We start from the raw sequence: 16069 nt of genomic DNA, 5'->3' as shown, positions 1-16069 counted from the left end.
CCCGGGGGCCGGTCCGCGGGCGCGTCAGCGCCAGCGGTACAGCTCCTTGAGCCGGTTCACGACGATGTTGAAGCGGCCCCGGTCGAGCGCGCAGGCCTCGCGGCGCATGCCGTCGGCGTGGACGCGCAGCACCCGGTCGACGTTCACCCAGGAGGCGCGGCCGGACTTGTCCCACGGGCCGGAACCGATGGCGACCCACTCGCGGTCGTCGTTGTGCTCCTTGCTGGAGAGCTGCACCGCGAGCAGGGTGTCGCCCCGCTCGCGCGCGACGACGAGGACCGGTCGGTCCTTGCCGCGGCCGTCGTTCTCCTCGTAGGGCACCCAGGTCCAGACGATCTCGCCCGGGTCGGGGTCTCCGTCGTGGGCCGGTGCGTACTCGGTGCGGACGGGACCGACCTGCTCCGGCTCTGCCTCGGTGGTCGCGCTGGGGCCGTAGCGGCCGGGATTCTCGGTGTCTATGGACGTCACGGGGCCACGCTAGCCGACAGCAACCGGCGCAGGCACAGCCCGTCCGGGGCCACGGCGGTCAGCAGCGCGGCGGGACCGGCCAGCGGGGTCAGGACGGACTCGCCCTGTTCCGCGTCCCGCACCGGCACCCGCGCCTCCGCCGGCTTCTCCTCGAACGCCGGATCCACGACGAGCAGTTGGCCCGCGGCACGGTACGTGTGCAGGACGGCGGGGCCGGCCCAGCCCGCCGCGCCGGGCCCGAAGGAGAGCTCCTGGTCCAGCAGCGGACGGCCGCCGATCCGCACCGTGAGGCGGGTGGTGAGCCGGCCCGGCCGCTCCCCCGCCCGGCCGAGGATCTGCTCCTCGCGCAGCACGAGGCGGGCACCCGGGGCCAGTTCGGCCGTGGTGGTCATGAGGAGGTCACTGCCCTCCGCGGCGATCAGCGGCTCCGGCAGCCAGTGCAGTTCGGCGTCCTCGCCGACGGTGAGCCGTACCTCGTAGCGCGCCCGCTCGCCACCGCGGCCGGGCAGCGCCACGGTGGCCGCCGCCGCGTCCACGTGCAGCACGGCGCCCGGTGCGGCGGTGACGTGCACGGCCAGCCGGTCGCCGCCGAGCGGGGCCGTCATGGCACCCACGACCGTCACCCGGGCCGCCCGTTCGTCCGCGGACCGGGTGCGGCGCAGCGCGATCGGCCCCTCACCGGCGAGTTCGGGCAGCGCGGTGCCGCCGCGGCCGTCCGGGACGGCGGTGATCCGCGCGGTGGCGTGGACACCGCTCACGCGGGGACCGCCGCCCAGGCCGCGAGTCGCGCCCGGACCCACTCGGCGACGGGGGCGACGCCGTTCTCGGCCACGAGGGAGGTGAAGACCACGGGCAGTTCGCCGCGCTGCCGCCTCGCGTCGCGCGCCATGCGGCCGAGGTCGGAGCCGACGTAGGGGGCGAGGTCGGTCTTGTTGACGACCAGCAGGTCGGCGGTGGTGACGCCGGGACCGCCCTTGCGCGGGATGTCGTCGCCGCCGGCCACGTCGATGACGAACACCTGGGCGTCGGCCAGGCCCTTGGAGAAGGTGGCGGTGAGGTTGTCGCCGCCGGACTCCACCAGGACGAGGTCGAGCGGGCCGACGGTGTCCTCCAGTTCCTCTACGGCCTCGAGGTTGGCCGAGATGTCGTCGCGGATCGCGGTGTGCGGGCAGGCGCCGGTCTCCACGGCGGCGATGCGCTCGGGCGGCAGGACGGCGTTGCGCAGGAGGAAGTCGGCGTCCTCGCGCGTGTAGATGTCGTTGGTGACGACGGCGATGGACAACTCGTCGCGCAGCGCGCGGCACAGCGCGGCGACGGTGGCGGTCTTGCCCGAGCCGACGGGGCCGCCGAGGCCGATGCGCAGGGCGCGGCGGCTGCCGTCGGGGCGGGCGGTGGGGCCGGCCCACGTGTGCCGCTGCGGGAAGACGGTGTGCTCGTGGTCCAGGTGCATGAGGGTTCCCCCTAGGAGGCGAAGAGGCGGACGGGCCGGCCGGCGTGGGCCTCGGCGTACACGTCGAGCAGGGGCGCCGAGGCGGCCGGCAGCGCGCCGGTGCCCTCGGTGAGGCAGCGATGGGCGGCGTCGGCTGCCCGGGCGGCGACCTCGTCCAGGTCCGGGGCGAGCCGGGCGAGGACGGCCGTCACCGCGAACGGGTCGAGGCTCAGCAGGCGTACGGCGGCGGTTGCCGGGCCGGTCACGGCCTCGTACGCCGCCGCGTGGGCGGCGTCCGGCGGGGTGAGCCCGGCGGACCGGGCAGTGACGCCGAGCACGACGGGCTGGTGGGCGCCGCGCGGCCGGGCGGTGGCGAGCGCGTCGAGGCCTGGTGACGGCCACGCGGTGCGGGCGGCGCGCATCATCTGGCGGCCGAGGCGGCGGGCGGTCTGCCGCAGTGCGGGCGAGGGGGTGCGGGCGTCGGCGGCCTCGTCCAGGGCGAGCGGGTCGGCGCCCGCGGCGGCCGCGGCGGCGAGCGCCGCGGCCACCAGGCCCGTGGTGTGGACCCTGCCCCGGCAGAAGTCCTCGAGCGTGCCGGGGCCGGTGATCCGGCCCGCGGTGACGGCGGCCTCGGCCCCTCCGGAGTGGGCGTGGCCCCCGGCGGGGAAACGGCCGTCGGCGAGCAGCAGCAGCGCGGCGCGGTTCATCGTCCTCCTGCTTCGGTCAGAACAGGAAGTACCGCTGGGCCATGGGCAGTTCCACGGCCGGGGCGGGTTCGACGACGTCTCCGTCGATGCGGACGGTGAAGGTGTCGGGGTCCACCTCGACCCGCGGCATGGCGTCGTTCTCGCGCATGTCCGCCTTGGTGACGCGCCGCGTGTCGCGGATCGGGAGGAACTCCTTCCCGAGGGCGAGGCGTTCGGCGAGGCCGTCCTCGAGGGCGGTGTGCGTCACGAAGGTGAAGGAGTTGGCGGCGGGAGCGCCGCCGATCGCGCCGAACATCGGGCGCGGCAGGACCGGCTGGGGGGTCGGGATAGAGGCGTTGGCGTCGCCCATCTGCGCGTAGGCGATCTGGCCGCCCTTGAGGACGAGTTGCGGTTTGACGCCGAAGAACGCCGGGTCCCACAGCACCAGGTCGGCGAGCTTGCCGCTCTCGACCGAGCCGATCTCCCCGTCGAGGCCCTGGGCGACGGCGGGGTTGATGGTGTACTTGGCGACATATCGACGTGCGCGCAGGTTGTCCGCCCGCCCGTCGCCGGGCAGGGCGCCGCGCCGCCGCTTCATCACGTGCGCGGTCTGCCAGGTGCGCAGCACGACCTCGCCGACCCGGCCCATGGCCTGGGAGTCGGAGGAGATGATCGAGATCGCCCCCAGGTCGTGCAGGACGTCCTCGGCCGCGATCGTGCCGGGCCTGATCCGCGACTCGGCGAAGGCGAGGTCCTCGGGCACGGCGGGGTTGAGGTGGTGGCAGACCATCAGCATGTCGAGGTGCTCCTCGACGGTGTTGACGGTGTGCGGGCGGGTGGGGTTCGTCGAGGACGGCAGGACGTTGGGGTGGGCGACGACGGTCATGATGTCCGGTGCGTGCCCGCCGCCCGCACCCTCGGTGTGGTAGGCGTGGATGCCCCGCCCGGCGATGGCGGCGAGGGTGTCCTCGACGAACCCGGCCTCGTTGAGGGTGTCGGTGTGGACGGCGAGCTGGGCGCCGGTCGCCTCGCAGACCGTCAGGCAGGCGTCGATCGCGGCGGGGGTGGCGCCCCAGTCCTCGTGGATCTTGAAGCCCACGGCCCCGCCGCGCAACTGGGAGAGCATCGCCTCGTGGGAGACGGTGTTGCCCTTGCCGAGCAGGCCGATGTTGACCGGGTAGTGCTCCAGCGCGGCGAACATCCGGGCCAGATGCCAGGGCCCCGGTGTGATCGTGGTGGCCTTGGTGCCCTCGGCGGGGCCCGTGCCGCCGCCGACGAGCGTGGTGATGCCGGAGGCCAGGGCCTCGTCCACGATCGTCGGGGAGATGAAGTGGACGTGGGCGTCGACGGCCCCGGCGGTGACGATCCTGCCGTTGCCGGAGATGACCTCGGTCTCGGGCCCGATGACGAGGTCCGGGTGGACGCCGTCCATGGTGTCGGGGTTTCCGGCCTTGCCGAGGGCCGCGATCCGCCCGTCGCGGATGCCGATGTCCGCCTTGACCACGCCCCAGTGGTCCAGGACGACGGCGCCGGTGATCACCGTGTCGGGGGTGCCCTCGGCCCGGGTGGCGCGGGCCTGCCCCATGGACTCGCGGATCACCTTGCCGCCGCCGAAGACGACCTCGTCGCCCGAGCCGTCGGCGCCGCCCGACAGGTCCCTCTCGACCTCGATCAGCAGGTCGGTGTCGGCGAGCCGCAGACGGTCCCCGGTGGTCGGCCCGAACAGGTCGGCGTAGACGGCACGCGAGAGCTCAGCCATCGAGGGCACCTCCGGTCTCACCGCGCAGTCCGACCACGATCCGCGCGCCGCCGAGCGGCACGAGATCGACCTCGACGGGGATCCCGGGCTCGAAGCGCACGGCGGTGCCGGCGGCGACGGCCAGGCGCTTGCCGCGGGCCGCGGCGCGGTCGAAGACGAGGCCGGGGTTGGCCTCGGCGAAGTGGTAGTGGGAACCGACCTGGACCGGCCGGTCGGCGGAGTTCAGCACGGTCAGGCGGGTGACCGGCCTGCCCGCGTTGAGCACGACGGGTTCGGCGGCGTGAAGGATCTCCCCGGGGATCACGCGGCGGCCCCTAGACGATCGGCTCGTGGACGGTGACGAGCTTCGTGCCGTCCGGGAAGGTGGCCTCGACCTGGACGTCGCGGATCATCTCCGGCACGCCCTCCATGACGTCGTCCCGGGTGAGCACCTTGCGGCCCGAGGCCATGAGTTCGGCGACGGTGCGGCCGTCCCGGGCGCCCTCCAGGAGGTACGACGTGATCAGGGCGACGGCCTCCGGGTGGTTCAGCCGCAGGCCCCGGGCCCGCCGCTTCTCCGCCACGTCGGCGGCGACGTGGACGAGCAGGCGTTCCTGCTCGTGGGGGGTCAATTGCATGGCCACACCTCGCAGTCGTCCCGGGTGAACGGGTCCGCGGGGCGTCCCGGCCTGCGGATCCGCTCTGCCGTTGTCCGGAAGCCGCAGGCTAGTTCGGCGGCGTTTCGTCCGCGTTAACTCCCGCCCTGCGGGGTGAAGCGTCAGCCCCAGGACGGCCGCTGCCGATCAGGGCGCGGGCGGCCTCGTCGGGGTCGGCGTCCCCCGGCAGCATGCCACGGCGCGTCAGCTGCCCGGCGTGCGACACGGGTTCGGCCGGCCCACCGGGCGCATTCTCGACGGCCGGGGTCAGGCCCTGCCCACCGTCCGCGGGCGGCACGTGCGGGGTCCGGCTCCCGGCGGCGAAGGACATGGCGGCCCCCCACGGCCGATCCGCGCCGCACCGCCCTGAGGACGTACCGCACCATCCCTCAGGAGCTCATCCCGGATGCGCGCAGCGGTTCTCCCGGCCTCGCCGGACCGCGCCGGATCCGGGCGGCGACAGCGCGCGGCCCTGTGCCTCGGCGGGAGTCCCGGGCAGGGGTGCGCGCCAACGGAAACGGGCCGAACGGGCGCGCGTCGCGCCGGGCCGGACGCGGGCGCGCGGCCCCTCCCCCGGAGTGGTCTGCGCACCGGAGCACTTCCCGAATCGCCGGGGGCTCCCCGATCCGCTGTGACGCCTCCGCCACCATGCACGGGGCCCCGTGCCGGTGGCGGCGCTCACCGCGCGGGAGACGGCCGCGCCCACCGCCACGCACACGGACCGCGGCGAGCCCCGCTCAGGTCCCGTCGTGGCGGGCGTTCGTCGAGCCGCGGTGCTCCGCGGCGATGCCGAAGCGGCGGCGTTCGCCCGTGGCGGACACCGGCCCGCGCACCGAGGAGACCGTACTGACCACCGCCTCCTCGGGGGCGGCGTCCAGTTCTTGGAGTCGTTGCAGGTCAGCGGCGGAGACGAGAGCGACCAGCGGCTTGCCGTGACGGGTCACGACCACCCGCTCACCGCCGTAGACGACGCGGTTGATGAGCTCCGCCAGCTCCGCACGCGCTTGTGTCACCGGGACTTCGTGGGCCATGCTCCCCATCATAACGAGATGTACGTCCTGTACATTTTTTACAGCGACGGGCACCCCTGCCCAGGTGCCCACGGAGGTGCAGCGATGCTTCGACCGACCGCCCGCTACGTCCTGCCCGAGTTCACCGAGCGCACCAGCGAGGGCGTGCGTTCGATGGACCCGTACTCCAAGCTGCTCCAGGAGCGCATCGTCCTGCTCGGGACACCCATCGACGACACCTCGGCCAACGACGTGATGGCCCAGCTGATCCACCTGGAGGCCGCCGCCCCGGAGCAGGACATCTCGCTCTACATCAATTCCCCCGGCGGGTCCTTCACCGCGATGACGGCGATCTACGACACCATGCAGTTCGTCAGCTGCGCCGTGTCGACGGTGTGCGTCGGCCAGGCGGCCTCGGCGGCGGCCGTCCTGCTCGCCGCCGGAACGCCCGGCAAGCGGCTGGCGACCCCGGGCTCGCGGGTGCTGATCCACCAGCCCTCGTTCGCCGAGGTGATCCAGGGCACCACGGCCGACCTGGAGATCCAGGCCAGGGAACTGCTCCGCCGGCGCGACCAGTTGGAGGAGCTCCTGGTCAGGCACACCGGGCAGGACCCGGAGCGGATCCGGGCCGACATCGAGCGGGACACCATTTTTGACGCCCCGTCGGCGCTCGCCTACGGCCTGGTGGACCGGCTGACGGTGAGCCGCAAGGACGGCGCCGGCCGCGCACCGCGCGCCCTGCGGTGACCGGCAGTGGTGCCCGAACTGCCCCCGCTCCCGGCCCTGACCCGGGCCGAGGGCGAGCTCGTCGACGCCTACCTGGGCGTCGTGGACCTGCTGGGCCGGATCAACCCGTCCCGCTCCAGGGACACCTACGGGGCGCTGCGCGCCGCGCAGGCCCTGGTGGGACGGGCCACGGAGCTGCGTGACGCGCTGACGCTGATGCACACGCGCGGGGAGAACGAGGTGCACACGGCGACGATGGAACGGGCGCTGCGGGTGCTCGACGGCGAACGGCGCACGAGTCAGGTCACCTTGCCGCCGTCAACGCCTCGCTGACGGAGCGTCACGACACACTGGTCCGTTCGGGCGGCGCGAACTCGAACCGAATGGACTCGCCCGATCGTTGTATCTGCCGTGGACGGCAGAGTGGACCCGAGTTGCGCGATATGGCCGCACCCATCCGGAATCTGACGCTCCGTCCCTGGTGTTCGACTGCTTTCGAGTCGTCAGTCCGGGCCATGTGTCGTGAAGTCCACCCGAATAGGTGAGTCGTGAACAGACTCACATTCGACCGGTTGCGCTGGGAATCGGACGCTTCGGTGGGTGATCATCCCTTCGACGACAAGCCCCCGTCATCCCGGCGGGGCGGTCCGCGCGGACGCCGAATCCTGCCGCCGCGCGGATGCCAGGTCGACGACGACGCATCGGCAGGAGCGGAGGACCCGAGCACGACGGGTCCGGCGCCGGTCGCCGGACCCTTGGGGTGAAGCCGCATCCGCGGCCGGGCATCTTCGCCTGCCCGAACCCGACAGGTCATCCTTCGCAGGCGGACGACGAAGGGTTGCGCATGAGTGCGCCGACAGCCATGTCCGGGGTCCTGTGCCGGCTGGGGGCGGTATCCGCCCTCACGGCGGCCGCCGTGGCCGGTCCCGCGGTACTGCCCGAACTCGCCCAGCAGGCCGAGGCGGCGACGGTCTCCGCCAAGGCCCTGAAGATCGCGGCGTCCAAGAAGGGCGCGCTGTACCAGTACGGGGCCGCGGGTCCCGGCAGGTTCGACTGCTCCGGACTCACCTTCTACTCCTTCAAGAAGGCGGGCAAGAAACTCCCCCGCACCGCGGGGGCGCAGTACAACAGCGTCCGGCACATCCGGAAGTCCGCACGGACCCGCGGTGACCTGGTCTTCTTCCACTACGGGAGCAACGTGTACCACGTGGGGATGTACGCGGGGCACGGGAAGATCTGGCACTCCCCCAAGCCCGGCGGGCGGGTGCGGCTGGAGAAGATCTGGAGCCGCAGTGTCTGGTACGGCCGGGTGAAGTGACCCCGGTCGCGTCGCCCGGGAGCCGGGGCTCCCGGGCGACGCGACCGGCACCGTGGACGCGGCACCGTGGACGATGCGCCGGGATGCGTGCCAATGGGCGCCGAGGCGCTGCTGCTCACCCGGGAGGACTGAGGGCCACCGGTGTCACTCGACGGTGGCGGTGGCCCAGGGCAGGCTGATCCACACCGTCTTGCCGCCCTCCTCGGTGGGAGTGACCAGGAGCGTGCCACCCGCCTCCGCCGTGAGGTGACGGATGATCACCATGCCCCGGCCGTTGTCCTGCTGGACGGCGGCGGGCAGCCGCTGGGGCCACCGGGGGTGACTGTCGGTGACCCCGATGCGCAGTTGCTCGTCCCGGTCCAATTGCACGTCGAGGGTGAAGGTGGGCGACTGGCCGAAGGTGTGCAGCACCGCGTTGGTCGCGAGCTCGGAGACGATGAGACGCACGGAGTCGGCGGGGTCCGAGTCCTCGGGCATGCCCCACTCCACCAGCAGGTCGCTCACGTAGCGGCGTACCGCGGGGACCGAGGCAGGGTCGCTCGGCAGGGTGACGGATGCTTCCTGGTGGTCTGCCATGGCGACGCTGTCCCTTTCCCGCCGTGACCAGGACGCCGGCGCCCGCCGCGCCCGTGGCCGCGCGCGCGACGGCCGAAGGCGCCGTGCCCCGCCTTCCGCGCGGCACGTCCCCGTACGGCACTCACGCGCCAGAGTGTCACCCATCGTGCCCTTAATCCGGTGCCACCACAGCTATATGCATATATCTGTCGCCCAAAGCGGTGAACTCTGCTACGAGAGAACGTATTTGCGCGGCAGACTTCGCTCGGGGACCGGCGAGGGTGCCGGGAACCGGGAGGTGCACACACCATGCAGCAGGTGCCGGCGGTACGCCGCCGAAAGATCGGCTCGGAATTGCGCCGTCTGCGCGACACGGCGGGGCTCACGAGCGGTGAGGCCGCCCAGCGCCTGGGATGGCACCAGTCCAAGGTGAGCCGGATCGAGACCGGCCGCAGCGGAGTGCGCCCCGAGGACGTGACGGCGCTGCTGGACGTGTACGAAGTGCGCGACCAGCGGCTGCGGGAGATGCTCGCCGCCCTCGCGGGCGAGGGCGACCGGCGCGGCTGGTGGCATGAGTTCCGGGAGGAACTCCCCTCCGCCTACCGGGACTTCATCTCCCTGGAGACCGACGCCTGCCGGGCGCGGACCCTGGAGACGACGGTCGTGCCGGGGCTGCTGCAGACCCCGGACTACGCCCGCGAGCTCACCCGTTCCGTCCTCCCGCAATTCGGTCCGCGGCAGATCGCGACCCTGGTGCAGGTGCGGATGGCCCGCCAGGCGGTGCTGCGCGCCGAACCGCCGCTGGAGCTGTGGGCGGTGCTGGACGAGGCGGTGCTGCGCCGCAGCGTCGGGGGTCCCGGAGTGATGGCGGCGCAATTGAGCCATCTTGTGGAGCTGGGTTCACTGCCTCATGTGCATCTGCAGGTGCTGCCTTTCTCGGCCGGTGGGCATATAGGCGTCACAGGCCCTTTCGTAATCTTCTCATTTCCGCGCATTGCTGATCTCGACGTGGTTGTTCTCGACCATTTGACGAGTAGTCTCTATCTGGATCAGCACGAGGACGTCAGGGCGTACGGTGCTGCCTTCAATCGGTTGCGCTCCCATGCCCTGTCGAGTGAGCAGTCGCTGTCCTTCATCTCCGGCATCCGCAAAGGCGCGTAAGGAGGCACACCCCCCATGTCCGACGCTCTGCCTCAGTACGTCACCTCCAGTGCGTCCCTCTTCGGCGTGAATTGGCGACGCAGCAGCTACAGCACGGCGGCGAACAACTGCGTCGAGACGGCCCTCATCGGGGACGGGCCGCTCTCGGGACAGCTCGCCGTACGCGACTCCAAGGATGTGCGCGGCCCCGCCCTGCTCTTCCCCCCGGCGGCCTGGGCGGAGTTCCTCGCCGCCGTAACGACGGGGAGCCTGACCGAACGCCCCTGACCTCAGGGGCGCGGCGGCGCCGTACGGACGATCGTCCCCACGGCGTCGCCGATCTCCCGGTCCGTCAGATCCGCCCGCGCCGTGAGCCGCAGCCGCGAGATCCCGTCGGGCACGGACGGTGGCCGGAAGCAGCCCACCGCCAGACCCGCCGAACGGCACGCCGCGGCCCACTCGACCGCCGCCTCGGGCGACGGCGCCCGCACCGACACCACGCACGCGTCCGGCGCGGTGGCGTCCAGCCCCGCCCCCGCCAGCCGCTCGTACAGCTCGCGGGCGACCGCCCGGGCCCGTACGGCACGCTCCGGCTCCCGCCTCAGCAGGCGCAGCGCGCCGAGTGCCGCGCCCGTCGCGGCCGGGGCGAGGCCCGTGTCGAAGATGAACGTCCGCGCGGCGTTGACCAGGTGCTCGATGACCCGGGCCGGGCCGAGCACCACGCCGCCCTGGCTGCCCAGGGACTTGGAGAGGGTGGCGGTGCACACCAGTCCGGGCGCGCCCGCCAGACCCGCCTCCGCGGCCGCCCCCCGGCCCCCGGGGCCGAGCACCCCGAGTCCGTGGGCGTCGTCCACCAGCAGCGCGGCCCCGTGCTCGGCGCAGGCGGCGGCCATCGCGCGGAGCGGGGCGGCGTCGCCGTCCACCGAGAAGACCGAGTCGGTGACGGCCACGGCGGGCCCGTCGTGGCCGCCGAGCGCCTTGCGCAGGGCGTCGGTGTCGGCGTGCGGCACGACCTCGGTGCCGGCACGGGAGAGCCGGCAGCCGTCGATGAGCGAGGCGTGGTTGCCGCTGTCGGAGACGATGAGCGTGCCCGGCTCGGTGGTGAGTGCGGTGACGGCGGCGAGGTTGGCGGCGTAACCGGAGGCGAGGACCAGCGCCGCCTCGAAGCCGCAGAAGGCGGCGAGTTCGGCCTCCAGTTCGGCGTGCAGCTGTGTGCTGCCGGTGACCAGCCGGGATCCGGTCGAGCCGGCGCCCCAGTGCAGGCAGGCATCCGCACCGGCCCGGGTCACCTCGGGGTGGTGGGCGAGCCCCAGGTAGTCGTTGGAGGCGAGGTCCAGCAGGGGCGAGTGCGCGGGCCGGGGCCGCAGGGTGCGCACCAGTCCGGCGGCGCGGCGCCGTTCGGCGTGCGCGTCGATCCAGTCGAACGGGTCGCGGGTCATGGTCGTTCCCTGGGGTCGGCTCGGAGGGTTCGGCAGCACCGTAGTGTGCCGGACCGTCTCGCACGGTGTGGTGATGCACACACCCTGAGCGAGCGGTCTTGTGGGATGTCCCATTGGCCGCGGCCCGTGCCGTGCGTCAGGATCGCGGCATGGAACTGCTCAATGCTTTGGTGGAGAAGGGCCTGCGCCGCGAGCTGCCCACCCGCGAGGAGGCGCTCGCCGTGCTGGCGACCTCCGACGAGGAACTCCTCGACGTGGTGGCCGCGGCCGGCAAGGTGCGCCGCGCGTGGTTCGGCCGCCGGGTGAAGCTGAACTACCTGGTCAACCTGAAGTCGGGGCTGTGCCCGGAGGACTGCTCGTACTGTTCGCAGCGGCTCGGCTCGGAGGCCGGGATCCTCAAGTACACCTGGCTGAAGCCCGACGAGGCGGCGGCCGCCGCGGCGGCGGGGGTCGCCGGCGGCGCCAAGCGGGTCTGCCTGGTGGCGAGCGGGCGCGGCCCGACCGACCGCGACGTGGACCGGGTCTCCAGGACCATCGAGGCCATCAAGGAGCAGAACGAGGGCGTCGAGGTCTGCGCCTGCCTGGGCCTCCTCTCCGACGGGCAGGCCGATCGCCTGCGCGGCGCGGGCGCCGACGCGTACAACCACAACCTCAACACCTCCGAGGCCACCTACGGGGACATCACCACCACCCACACCTACGCGGACCGGGTCGAAACGGTGCAACAGGCCCAGGCGGCGGGCCTGTCGGCCTGCTCGGGGCTGATCGCGGGCATGGGCGAGAGCGACGAGGACCTGGTCGACGTGGTCTTCGCGCTGCGCGAGCTGGACCCCGACTCCGTCCCGGTGAACTTCCTCATCCCCTTCGAGGGCACTCCGCTGGCGAAGGAGTGGAACCTCACCCCGCAGCGCTGCCTGCGGATCCTGTCGATGGTGCGGTTCGTCTGTCCCGATGTGGAGGTCCGCATCGCGGGCGGCCGCGAGGTGCACCTGCGGACCATGCAGCCGCTCGCGCTGCACCTGGCGAACTCCATCTTCCTGGGCGACTACCTCACCAGCGAGGGCCAGGCCGGCAGGGCCGACCTCGACATGATCGCGGACGCCGGTTTCGAGGTGGAGGGCGCCGGCGAGGTGACCCTGCCCGTGCACCGCGCGGACGCGGCGGCCGCGGCCGGGGGCTGCGGTGCCCACGCCTCCGCGGGCTGCGGCTCGCACGGCGAGGCCGAGGGCGGCGGCTGCGGCCCCTGCGGCGGCCACGCCCACGGCGCGGGCGAGACCGCGCAGCCGGCGGCCGCGGGTGCCGCCCGCACCGACCTGGTGGCCGTGCGCCGCCGCGGCACCGGCACGGATCTGCCCCCCAATGCCTGAGCCGCTCGCCCCGGGCGAGCTGCTGGCGCTGGACCGGGAGCACGTCTGGCATCCGTACGGGCCCATGCCGGGCCGTCAGGAACCGCTCGTCGTCGAGTCCGCGGCCGGGGTCCGGCTGCGGCTCGCCGAGCCCGTCGACGGGATGACCGAGCTCGTCGACGGCATGTCGTCGTGGTGGTCGGCGATCCACGGCTACAACCACCCCGTGCTCAACGAGGCGGCCCGCGGCCAGCTGGACCGGATGAGCCACGTCATGTTCGGCGGGCTCACCCATGAGCCGGCCGTGCGGCTCGCCGCCCGCCTGGTGGAGATCACTCCCGAGCCGCTGCGGCACGTCTTCCTCGCCGACTCCGGCTCGGTATCGGTCGAGGTCGCGGTCAAGATGTGCCTGCAGTACTGGCGTTCGCTCGGCCGGCCGGAGAAGCAGCGGCTGATGACCTGGCGCGGCGGCTACCACGGCGACACCTGGCAGCCGATGTCCGTCTGCGACCCAGAGGGCGGCATGCACGGGCTGTGGTCCGGCGTCCTGCCCCGGCAGGTCTTCGCGGACGCCCCGCCGGCCGCCTACGAGGAGGCGTACGCGGGCCACCTGCGGGAGACGATCGCCGATCACGCGCACGAGCTCGCCGCGGTCATAGTGGAGCCCGTCGTACAGGGCGCTGGCGGCATGGCCTTCCACTCCCCCGCCTATCTGCGGGTGCTGCGCGAGGCGTGCGACGAGCACGACGTGCTGCTGGTGTTCGACGAGATCGCCACCGGCTTCGGGCGCACCGGGACGCTGTTCGCCGCCGACCAGGCCGGGGTCTCACCGGACGTGATGTGCGTCGGCAAGGCCCTGACCGGCGGCTACCTGACGATGGCCGCCACCTTGTGCACCTCGCGCGTCGCCGACGGGATCTCCCGGGGCGAGGTACCGGTGCTCGCCCACGGCCCGACCTTCATGGGCAACCCGCTGGCCGCGGCCGTCGCCTGCGCCTCCCTCGACCTGCTGCTCGGCCAGGACTGGGCGCAGGAGGTCAAGCGGATCGAGGCCGGGCTGCGCGACGGCCTCGCGCCCGCCGCCGGCATCCCGGGGGTGCGGGACGTGCGGGTGCTGGGCGCGATCGGCGTCGTCCAGCTCGACCACCAGGTCGACCTCGCCGCCGCCACGCGGGCCGCCGTCCGCAGGGGGGTATGGTTGCGCCCGTTCCGGGACTTGATCTACACGATGCCCCCGTACGTCACGGGGGACGAGGACATCGCGCGCATCTGCGCGGCGGTGCGCGCGGCGGCGGAGGCGGCATGACGGTGTTGTTCGTGACCGGTACGGGCACGGAGATCGGCAAGACGGTGACCACGGCGGCGATCGCGGCGACCACGCTGCTCAGCGGGTACAGCGTCGCGTACCTCAAGCCCGCGCAGACCGGGGTGGGCCCCGGCGAGCCGGGCGACGCCGCCGAGGTCACCCGGCTCGCCGGGCCCGAGGTCACCAGCGTCGAACTGGCCCGGTACCCCGAGCCGCTGGCGCCCGCCACGGCCGCCCGGCGCTCCGGGGCCGCCCCGGTGGGCCCGGCCGACATCGCGGAGGCGGCGGCGAAGCTGGCGGCGGTGCACGACATCGTCCTCGTCGAGGGCGCGGGCGGGCTGCTCGTCCGCCTCGACGAGGTGGGTTCGACGCTGGCGGACGCGGCGCGGATGCTGACGGCCCCGGTGCTCGTGGTCACCCCGGCGGGGCTCGGCGCCCTCAACGGCGCCGCGCTGACCGCGGAGTCCCTCAAGGCGCGGGAGCTGAAGTGCGCGGGCTTCGTCATCGGCAGCTGGCCGGAGGACCCGGACCTGGCCGCCCGCTGCAACCTCACCGACCTCCCCGATGTCACCGTCGCCCCGCTCCTGGGCGCCCTGCCCGCCGGCGCGGCCGCCCTCGACCCCGCCGCCTTCCGTGAGGCGGCACCCGGCTGGCTCTCCCCCCGCATCGGCGGCATGTGGGACGCCGAAGCCTTCACCTCCTACTGGGCACCCGCCGCCCTGGCCTGAGCCTCGTCGGCACCCGCGCTCGACCCGCCCCGGCCGCCCCCGGGCGCGTCCCCGTACGGACGCGCCCGGGGGCGGCCGCGCGCGGACGGCGGGCGACACGCCGAATTCGCCCCGGTACGGGGAGGCTTGGGACGGGCTCCGGAGCGGCAGAATCGGAGGGAGGGGTGCCCAGGCGAAGGAGGTCCGGCCATGAGGAGCCGTACCGGCGTGACGCGCGAAGCGGTCCATCACCCGCTGTTCGCCCGCTTCTACGCCCGCTGCGGTCCGGTGATGGACGCCCGCGCGGGCTTCGGCGCGCACCGGGAGACCGTGCTCGCGGGACTCACCGGCCGGGTCATCGAGATCGGCGCGGGCTCGGGACTGAACTTCCGCCACTATCCGCGCACCGTCGCCGAGGTGGTGGCGATCGAGCCGGAGCGGCATCTGCGCCGGCTGGCCGTGGACGCCGCGCAGCACGCCGAGGTGCCGGTGGACGTCGTGCCCGGTGTCGCCGAGGCGCTGCCGGTCAAGAGCGAGGCCTTCGACGCGGCGGTCGCCTCGCTGGTGCTGTGCTCCGTACGCGACCAGAGACGCGCCCTGGCCGAGCTCCACCGGGTGCTGCGCCCGGGCGGGGAGCTGCGGCTGCTGGAGCACTGCCGGGCCGAGGGCCGAGGGCACGCGGCGCTGCAGTGGGTGGCGGACCGCACCCTGTGGCCGCTGCTGTTCGGCGGCTGCCGGACGGGGCGGGACACGCTCGCCGCGGTCGAGGCGGCCGGTTTCGACGTGCTGGAGCTGCGCCGCTTCCACGTCCCGGAGCGCGCCAAGGGCCTCACGCTGCCCCTGCCGAGCTCCCCGCACATCCTGGCCACCGTCCGGCGCCCGGGCTGAGCACCACGGCCGAGCACCACAACCGAGCACGGCTCTGTACCTACTGGTATGTACACTGCTGCCATGGAGACGACGCCGGACCGCCTGATCGAGAGCACCCGCGAACTGCTCTGGGAGCGCGGCTACGTCGGCACCAGCCCGAAGGCCATCCAGCAGCGCTCGGGCGTCGGCCAGGGCAGCATGTACCACCACTTCTCCGGCAAGCCGGAACTCGCGCTCGCCGCCGTCCGCCGTACCGCCGAGCAGATGCGGGAGACCGCCGAGCGCGAACTCGCCCTCCCGGGCACGGCGGTCGAGCGGGTCTCCCGCTACCTGCGCCGGGAGCGCGACGTGCTGCGGGGCTGCCCGATCGGACGGCTCACCCAGGACCCGGAGGTCGTGACGAGCCCCCAGCTGCGGGCGCCGCTCGACGAGACCTTCGAGTGGCTGCGCGGGCGGCTGGCGGACGTGCTCGCCGAGGGTCAGGCGCGCGGCGAGATCGCGCCCGGCCTCGACACCGGCGACATCGCGGCCACGCTCGTGGCCGTGCTCCAGGGCGGCTATGTGCTCGCCCGGGCGGCCGGCACCGCGGCGCCCTTCGACCAGGCCGTCAGCGGCGCGCTGGCGCTGCTGGCGCAGCGGGCCTGAGCGGGCCCGGCCCACGGCCACCGCACCCCA

Annotated in this window: 20 protein-coding genes and 1 riboswitch; of the genes, 10 read left to right on the top strand and 10 right to left on the bottom strand. The window is 73.6% G+C overall.

Features of this window, described 5'->3' with window-relative positions:
• Positions 1-24: 24 nt before the first annotated feature.
• The 8 genes from CHF15_RS17110 to CHF15_RS17075 all read right to left on the bottom strand — a co-directional run bounded on the left by CHF15_RS17110 (position 25) and on the right by CHF15_RS17075 (position 6008).
• The gene (locus CHF15_RS17110) at positions 25-468 is read right to left on the bottom strand and encodes a type II toxin-antitoxin system PemK/MazF family toxin (RefSeq protein WP_089224675.1); all 444 of its coding nucleotides are present in this window, start codon (positions 466-468) and stop codon (positions 25-27) included.
• Positions 465-1268, bottom strand: a complete 804-nt coding sequence (locus tag CHF15_RS17105) for an urease accessory protein UreD (RefSeq protein WP_089224674.1) — start codon at positions 1266-1268, stop codon at positions 465-467. Before CHF15_RS17105 ends, CHF15_RS17110 begins: the two co-directional genes overlap by 4 nt.
• Entirely contained in the window at positions 1223-1918 is a 696-nt protein-coding gene (gene ureG, locus CHF15_RS17100; protein WP_089224673.1) for an urease accessory protein UreG, read from the bottom strand. The genes CHF15_RS17105 and ureG overlap by 46 nt, the downstream gene beginning before the upstream one ends.
• An 11-nt stretch (positions 1919-1929) precedes the next feature.
• The gene (locus CHF15_RS17095; RefSeq protein ID WP_089224672.1) at positions 1930-2604 is read right to left on the bottom strand and encodes an urease accessory protein UreF; all 675 of its coding nucleotides are present in this window, start codon (positions 2602-2604) and stop codon (positions 1930-1932) included.
• A 16-nt stretch (positions 2605-2620) separates the two neighbouring features.
• A complete protein-coding gene (locus CHF15_RS17090; protein ID WP_089224671.1) occupies positions 2621-4342 on the bottom strand; it encodes an urease subunit alpha in 1722 nt (573 codons plus the stop codon).
• Complete coding sequence (locus tag CHF15_RS17085) at positions 4335-4646, bottom strand: urease subunit beta (RefSeq protein ID WP_089224670.1); 312 nt, start codon at positions 4644-4646, stop codon at positions 4335-4337. Before CHF15_RS17085 ends, CHF15_RS17090 begins: the two co-directional genes overlap by 8 nt.
• Positions 4647-4656: 10 nt before the next feature.
• A complete protein-coding gene (locus CHF15_RS17080) occupies positions 4657-4959 on the bottom strand; it encodes an urease subunit gamma (RefSeq protein ID WP_089224669.1) in 303 nt (100 codons plus the stop codon).
• Positions 4960-5714: 755 nt separating this feature from the next.
• Positions 5715-6008, bottom strand: coding sequence for a type II toxin-antitoxin system Phd/YefM family antitoxin (locus CHF15_RS17075; protein ID WP_089224870.1), 294 nt, complete (start codon positions 6006-6008; stop codon positions 5715-5717).
• Positions 6009-6092: 84 nt separating this feature from the next.
• On the opposite strand from CHF15_RS17075, the gene CHF15_RS17070 reads away from it, so the two are divergent.
• The 3 genes from CHF15_RS17070 (at position 6093) to CHF15_RS17060 (ending at position 8031) form a co-directional block, all read left to right on the top strand.
• Entirely contained in the window at positions 6093-6734 is a 642-nt protein-coding gene (locus tag CHF15_RS17070; RefSeq protein WP_089224668.1) for an ATP-dependent Clp protease proteolytic subunit, read from the top strand.
• A gap of 6 nt (positions 6735-6740) precedes the next feature.
• Positions 6741-7046, top strand: coding sequence for a hypothetical protein (locus CHF15_RS17065; protein ID WP_089224667.1), 306 nt, complete (start codon positions 6741-6743; stop codon positions 7044-7046).
• A gap of 351 nt (positions 7047-7397) precedes the next feature.
• Positions 7398-7554, top strand: a riboswitch (cyclic di-AMP (ydaO/yuaA leader).
• 3 nt (positions 7555-7557) lie between these two features.
• On the top strand, positions 7558-8031 hold the full coding sequence (locus tag CHF15_RS17060) for a C40 family peptidase (protein ID WP_089224666.1): 474 nt from the start codon (positions 7558-7560) through the stop codon (positions 8029-8031).
• A 144-nt stretch (positions 8032-8175) separates the two neighbouring features.
• Here the strand turns inward: CHF15_RS17060 and CHF15_RS17055 are convergent, their stop codons facing one another.
• On the bottom strand, positions 8176-8607 hold the full coding sequence (locus CHF15_RS17055) for an ATP-binding protein (RefSeq protein WP_089224665.1): 432 nt from the start codon (positions 8605-8607) through the stop codon (positions 8176-8178).
• 288 nt (positions 8608-8895) lie between these two features.
• On the opposite strand from CHF15_RS17055, the gene CHF15_RS17050 reads away from it, so the two are divergent.
• Both CHF15_RS17050 and CHF15_RS17045 read left to right on the top strand, forming a co-directional pair.
• Positions 8896-9747: a helix-turn-helix domain-containing protein gene (locus tag CHF15_RS17050; protein ID WP_089224664.1), complete on the top strand. Its 852-nt coding sequence runs from the start codon at positions 8896-8898 to the stop codon at positions 9745-9747.
• A 15-nt stretch (positions 9748-9762) separates the two neighbouring features.
• The gene (locus tag CHF15_RS17045; RefSeq protein ID WP_089224663.1) at positions 9763-10014 is read left to right on the top strand and encodes a DUF397 domain-containing protein; all 252 of its coding nucleotides are present in this window, start codon (positions 9763-9765) and stop codon (positions 10012-10014) included.
• Positions 10015-10016: 2 nt separating this feature from the next.
• Here CHF15_RS17045 and CHF15_RS17040 read toward each other — a convergent pair whose 3' ends face one another.
• Complete coding sequence (locus CHF15_RS17040) at positions 10017-11165, bottom strand: 8-amino-7-oxononanoate synthase (protein WP_089224662.1); 1149 nt, start codon at positions 11163-11165, stop codon at positions 10017-10019.
• Between the two features lie 149 nt (positions 11166-11314).
• Between CHF15_RS17040 and bioB the strand changes: the two genes are divergently transcribed.
• The 5 genes from bioB to CHF15_RS17015 all read left to right on the top strand — a co-directional run bounded on the left by bioB (position 11315) and on the right by CHF15_RS17015 (position 16039).
• Positions 11315-12532 carry a biotin synthase BioB gene (gene bioB / locus CHF15_RS17035; RefSeq protein ID WP_089224661.1) on the top strand — a complete coding sequence of 406 codons (1218 nt, stop codon included), beginning with the start codon at positions 11315-11317 and terminating at the stop codon, positions 12530-12532.
• Positions 12525-13817: an adenosylmethionine--8-amino-7-oxononanoate transaminase gene (locus CHF15_RS17030; protein ID WP_089224660.1), complete on the top strand. Its 1293-nt coding sequence runs from the start codon at positions 12525-12527 to the stop codon at positions 13815-13817. The genes bioB and CHF15_RS17030 overlap by 8 nt, the downstream gene beginning before the upstream one ends.
• Positions 13814-14545 carry a dethiobiotin synthase gene (gene bioD / locus CHF15_RS17025; protein WP_089224659.1) on the top strand — a complete coding sequence of 244 codons (732 nt, stop codon included), beginning with the start codon at positions 13814-13816 and terminating at the stop codon, positions 14543-14545. Before CHF15_RS17030 ends, bioD begins: the two co-directional genes overlap by 4 nt.
• A 189-nt stretch (positions 14546-14734) precedes the next feature.
• A complete protein-coding gene (locus CHF15_RS17020; protein WP_089224658.1) occupies positions 14735-15412 on the top strand; it encodes a class I SAM-dependent methyltransferase in 678 nt (225 codons plus the stop codon).
• 63 nt (positions 15413-15475) lie between these two features.
• Positions 15476-16039, top strand: a complete 564-nt coding sequence (locus CHF15_RS17015; RefSeq protein ID WP_245938877.1) for a TetR/AcrR family transcriptional regulator — start codon at positions 15476-15478, stop codon at positions 16037-16039.
• The last annotated feature ends 30 nt before the right edge of the window (positions 16040-16069 follow it).

Origin of the sequence: Actinacidiphila glaucinigra, from assembly GCF_900188405.1 — a bacterium.
Lineage (GTDB): Bacteria > Actinomycetota > Actinomycetes > Streptomycetales > Streptomycetaceae > Actinacidiphila > Actinacidiphila glaucinigra.
This window is presented reverse-complemented; position numbering and strand designations above follow the sequence as displayed.

Excerpts from the sequence above, each read along its gene's own strand:
- ureG (WP_089224673.1), bottom strand. The coding sequence starts at position 1,918 with ATGCACCTGGACCACGAGCACACCGTCTTCCCGCAGCGGCACACGTGG.
- CHF15_RS17095 (WP_089224672.1), bottom strand. The coding sequence starts at position 2,604 with ATGAACCGCGCCGCGCTGCTGCTGCTCGCCGACGGCCGTTTCCCCGCC.
- CHF15_RS17090 (WP_089224671.1), bottom strand. The coding sequence starts at position 4,342 with ATGGCTGAGCTCTCGCGTGCCGTCTACGCCGACCTGTTCGGGCCGACC.
- CHF15_RS17080 (WP_089224669.1), bottom strand. The coding sequence starts at position 4,959 with ATGCAATTGACCCCCCACGAGCAGGAACGCCTGCTCGTCCACGTCGCC.
- CHF15_RS17075 (WP_089224870.1), bottom strand. The coding sequence starts at position 6,008 with ATGGCCCACGAAGTCCCGGTGACACAAGCGCGTGCGGAGCTGGCGGAG.
- CHF15_RS17070 (WP_089224668.1), top strand. The coding sequence starts at position 6,093 with ATGCTTCGACCGACCGCCCGCTACGTCCTGCCCGAGTTCACCGAGCGC.
- CHF15_RS17060 (WP_089224666.1), top strand. The coding sequence starts at position 7,558 with ATGAGTGCGCCGACAGCCATGTCCGGGGTCCTGTGCCGGCTGGGGGCG.
- CHF15_RS17055 (WP_089224665.1), bottom strand. The coding sequence starts at position 8,607 with ATGGCAGACCACCAGGAAGCATCCGTCACCCTGCCGAGCGACCCTGCC.
- CHF15_RS17050 (WP_089224664.1), top strand. The coding sequence starts at position 8,896 with ATGCAGCAGGTGCCGGCGGTACGCCGCCGAAAGATCGGCTCGGAATTG.
- CHF15_RS17045 (WP_089224663.1), top strand. The coding sequence starts at position 9,763 with ATGTCCGACGCTCTGCCTCAGTACGTCACCTCCAGTGCGTCCCTCTTC.
- CHF15_RS17040 (WP_089224662.1), bottom strand. The coding sequence starts at position 11,165 with ATGACCCGCGACCCGTTCGACTGGATCGACGCGCACGCCGAACGGCGC.
- bioB (WP_089224661.1), top strand. The coding sequence starts at position 11,315 with ATGGAACTGCTCAATGCTTTGGTGGAGAAGGGCCTGCGCCGCGAGCTG.
- CHF15_RS17030 (WP_089224660.1), top strand. The coding sequence starts at position 12,525 with ATGCCTGAGCCGCTCGCCCCGGGCGAGCTGCTGGCGCTGGACCGGGAG.
- bioD (WP_089224659.1), top strand. The coding sequence starts at position 13,814 with ATGACGGTGTTGTTCGTGACCGGTACGGGCACGGAGATCGGCAAGACG.
- CHF15_RS17020 (WP_089224658.1), top strand. The coding sequence starts at position 14,735 with ATGAGGAGCCGTACCGGCGTGACGCGCGAAGCGGTCCATCACCCGCTG.
- CHF15_RS17015 (WP_245938877.1), top strand. The coding sequence starts at position 15,476 with ATGGAGACGACGCCGGACCGCCTGATCGAGAGCACCCGCGAACTGCTC.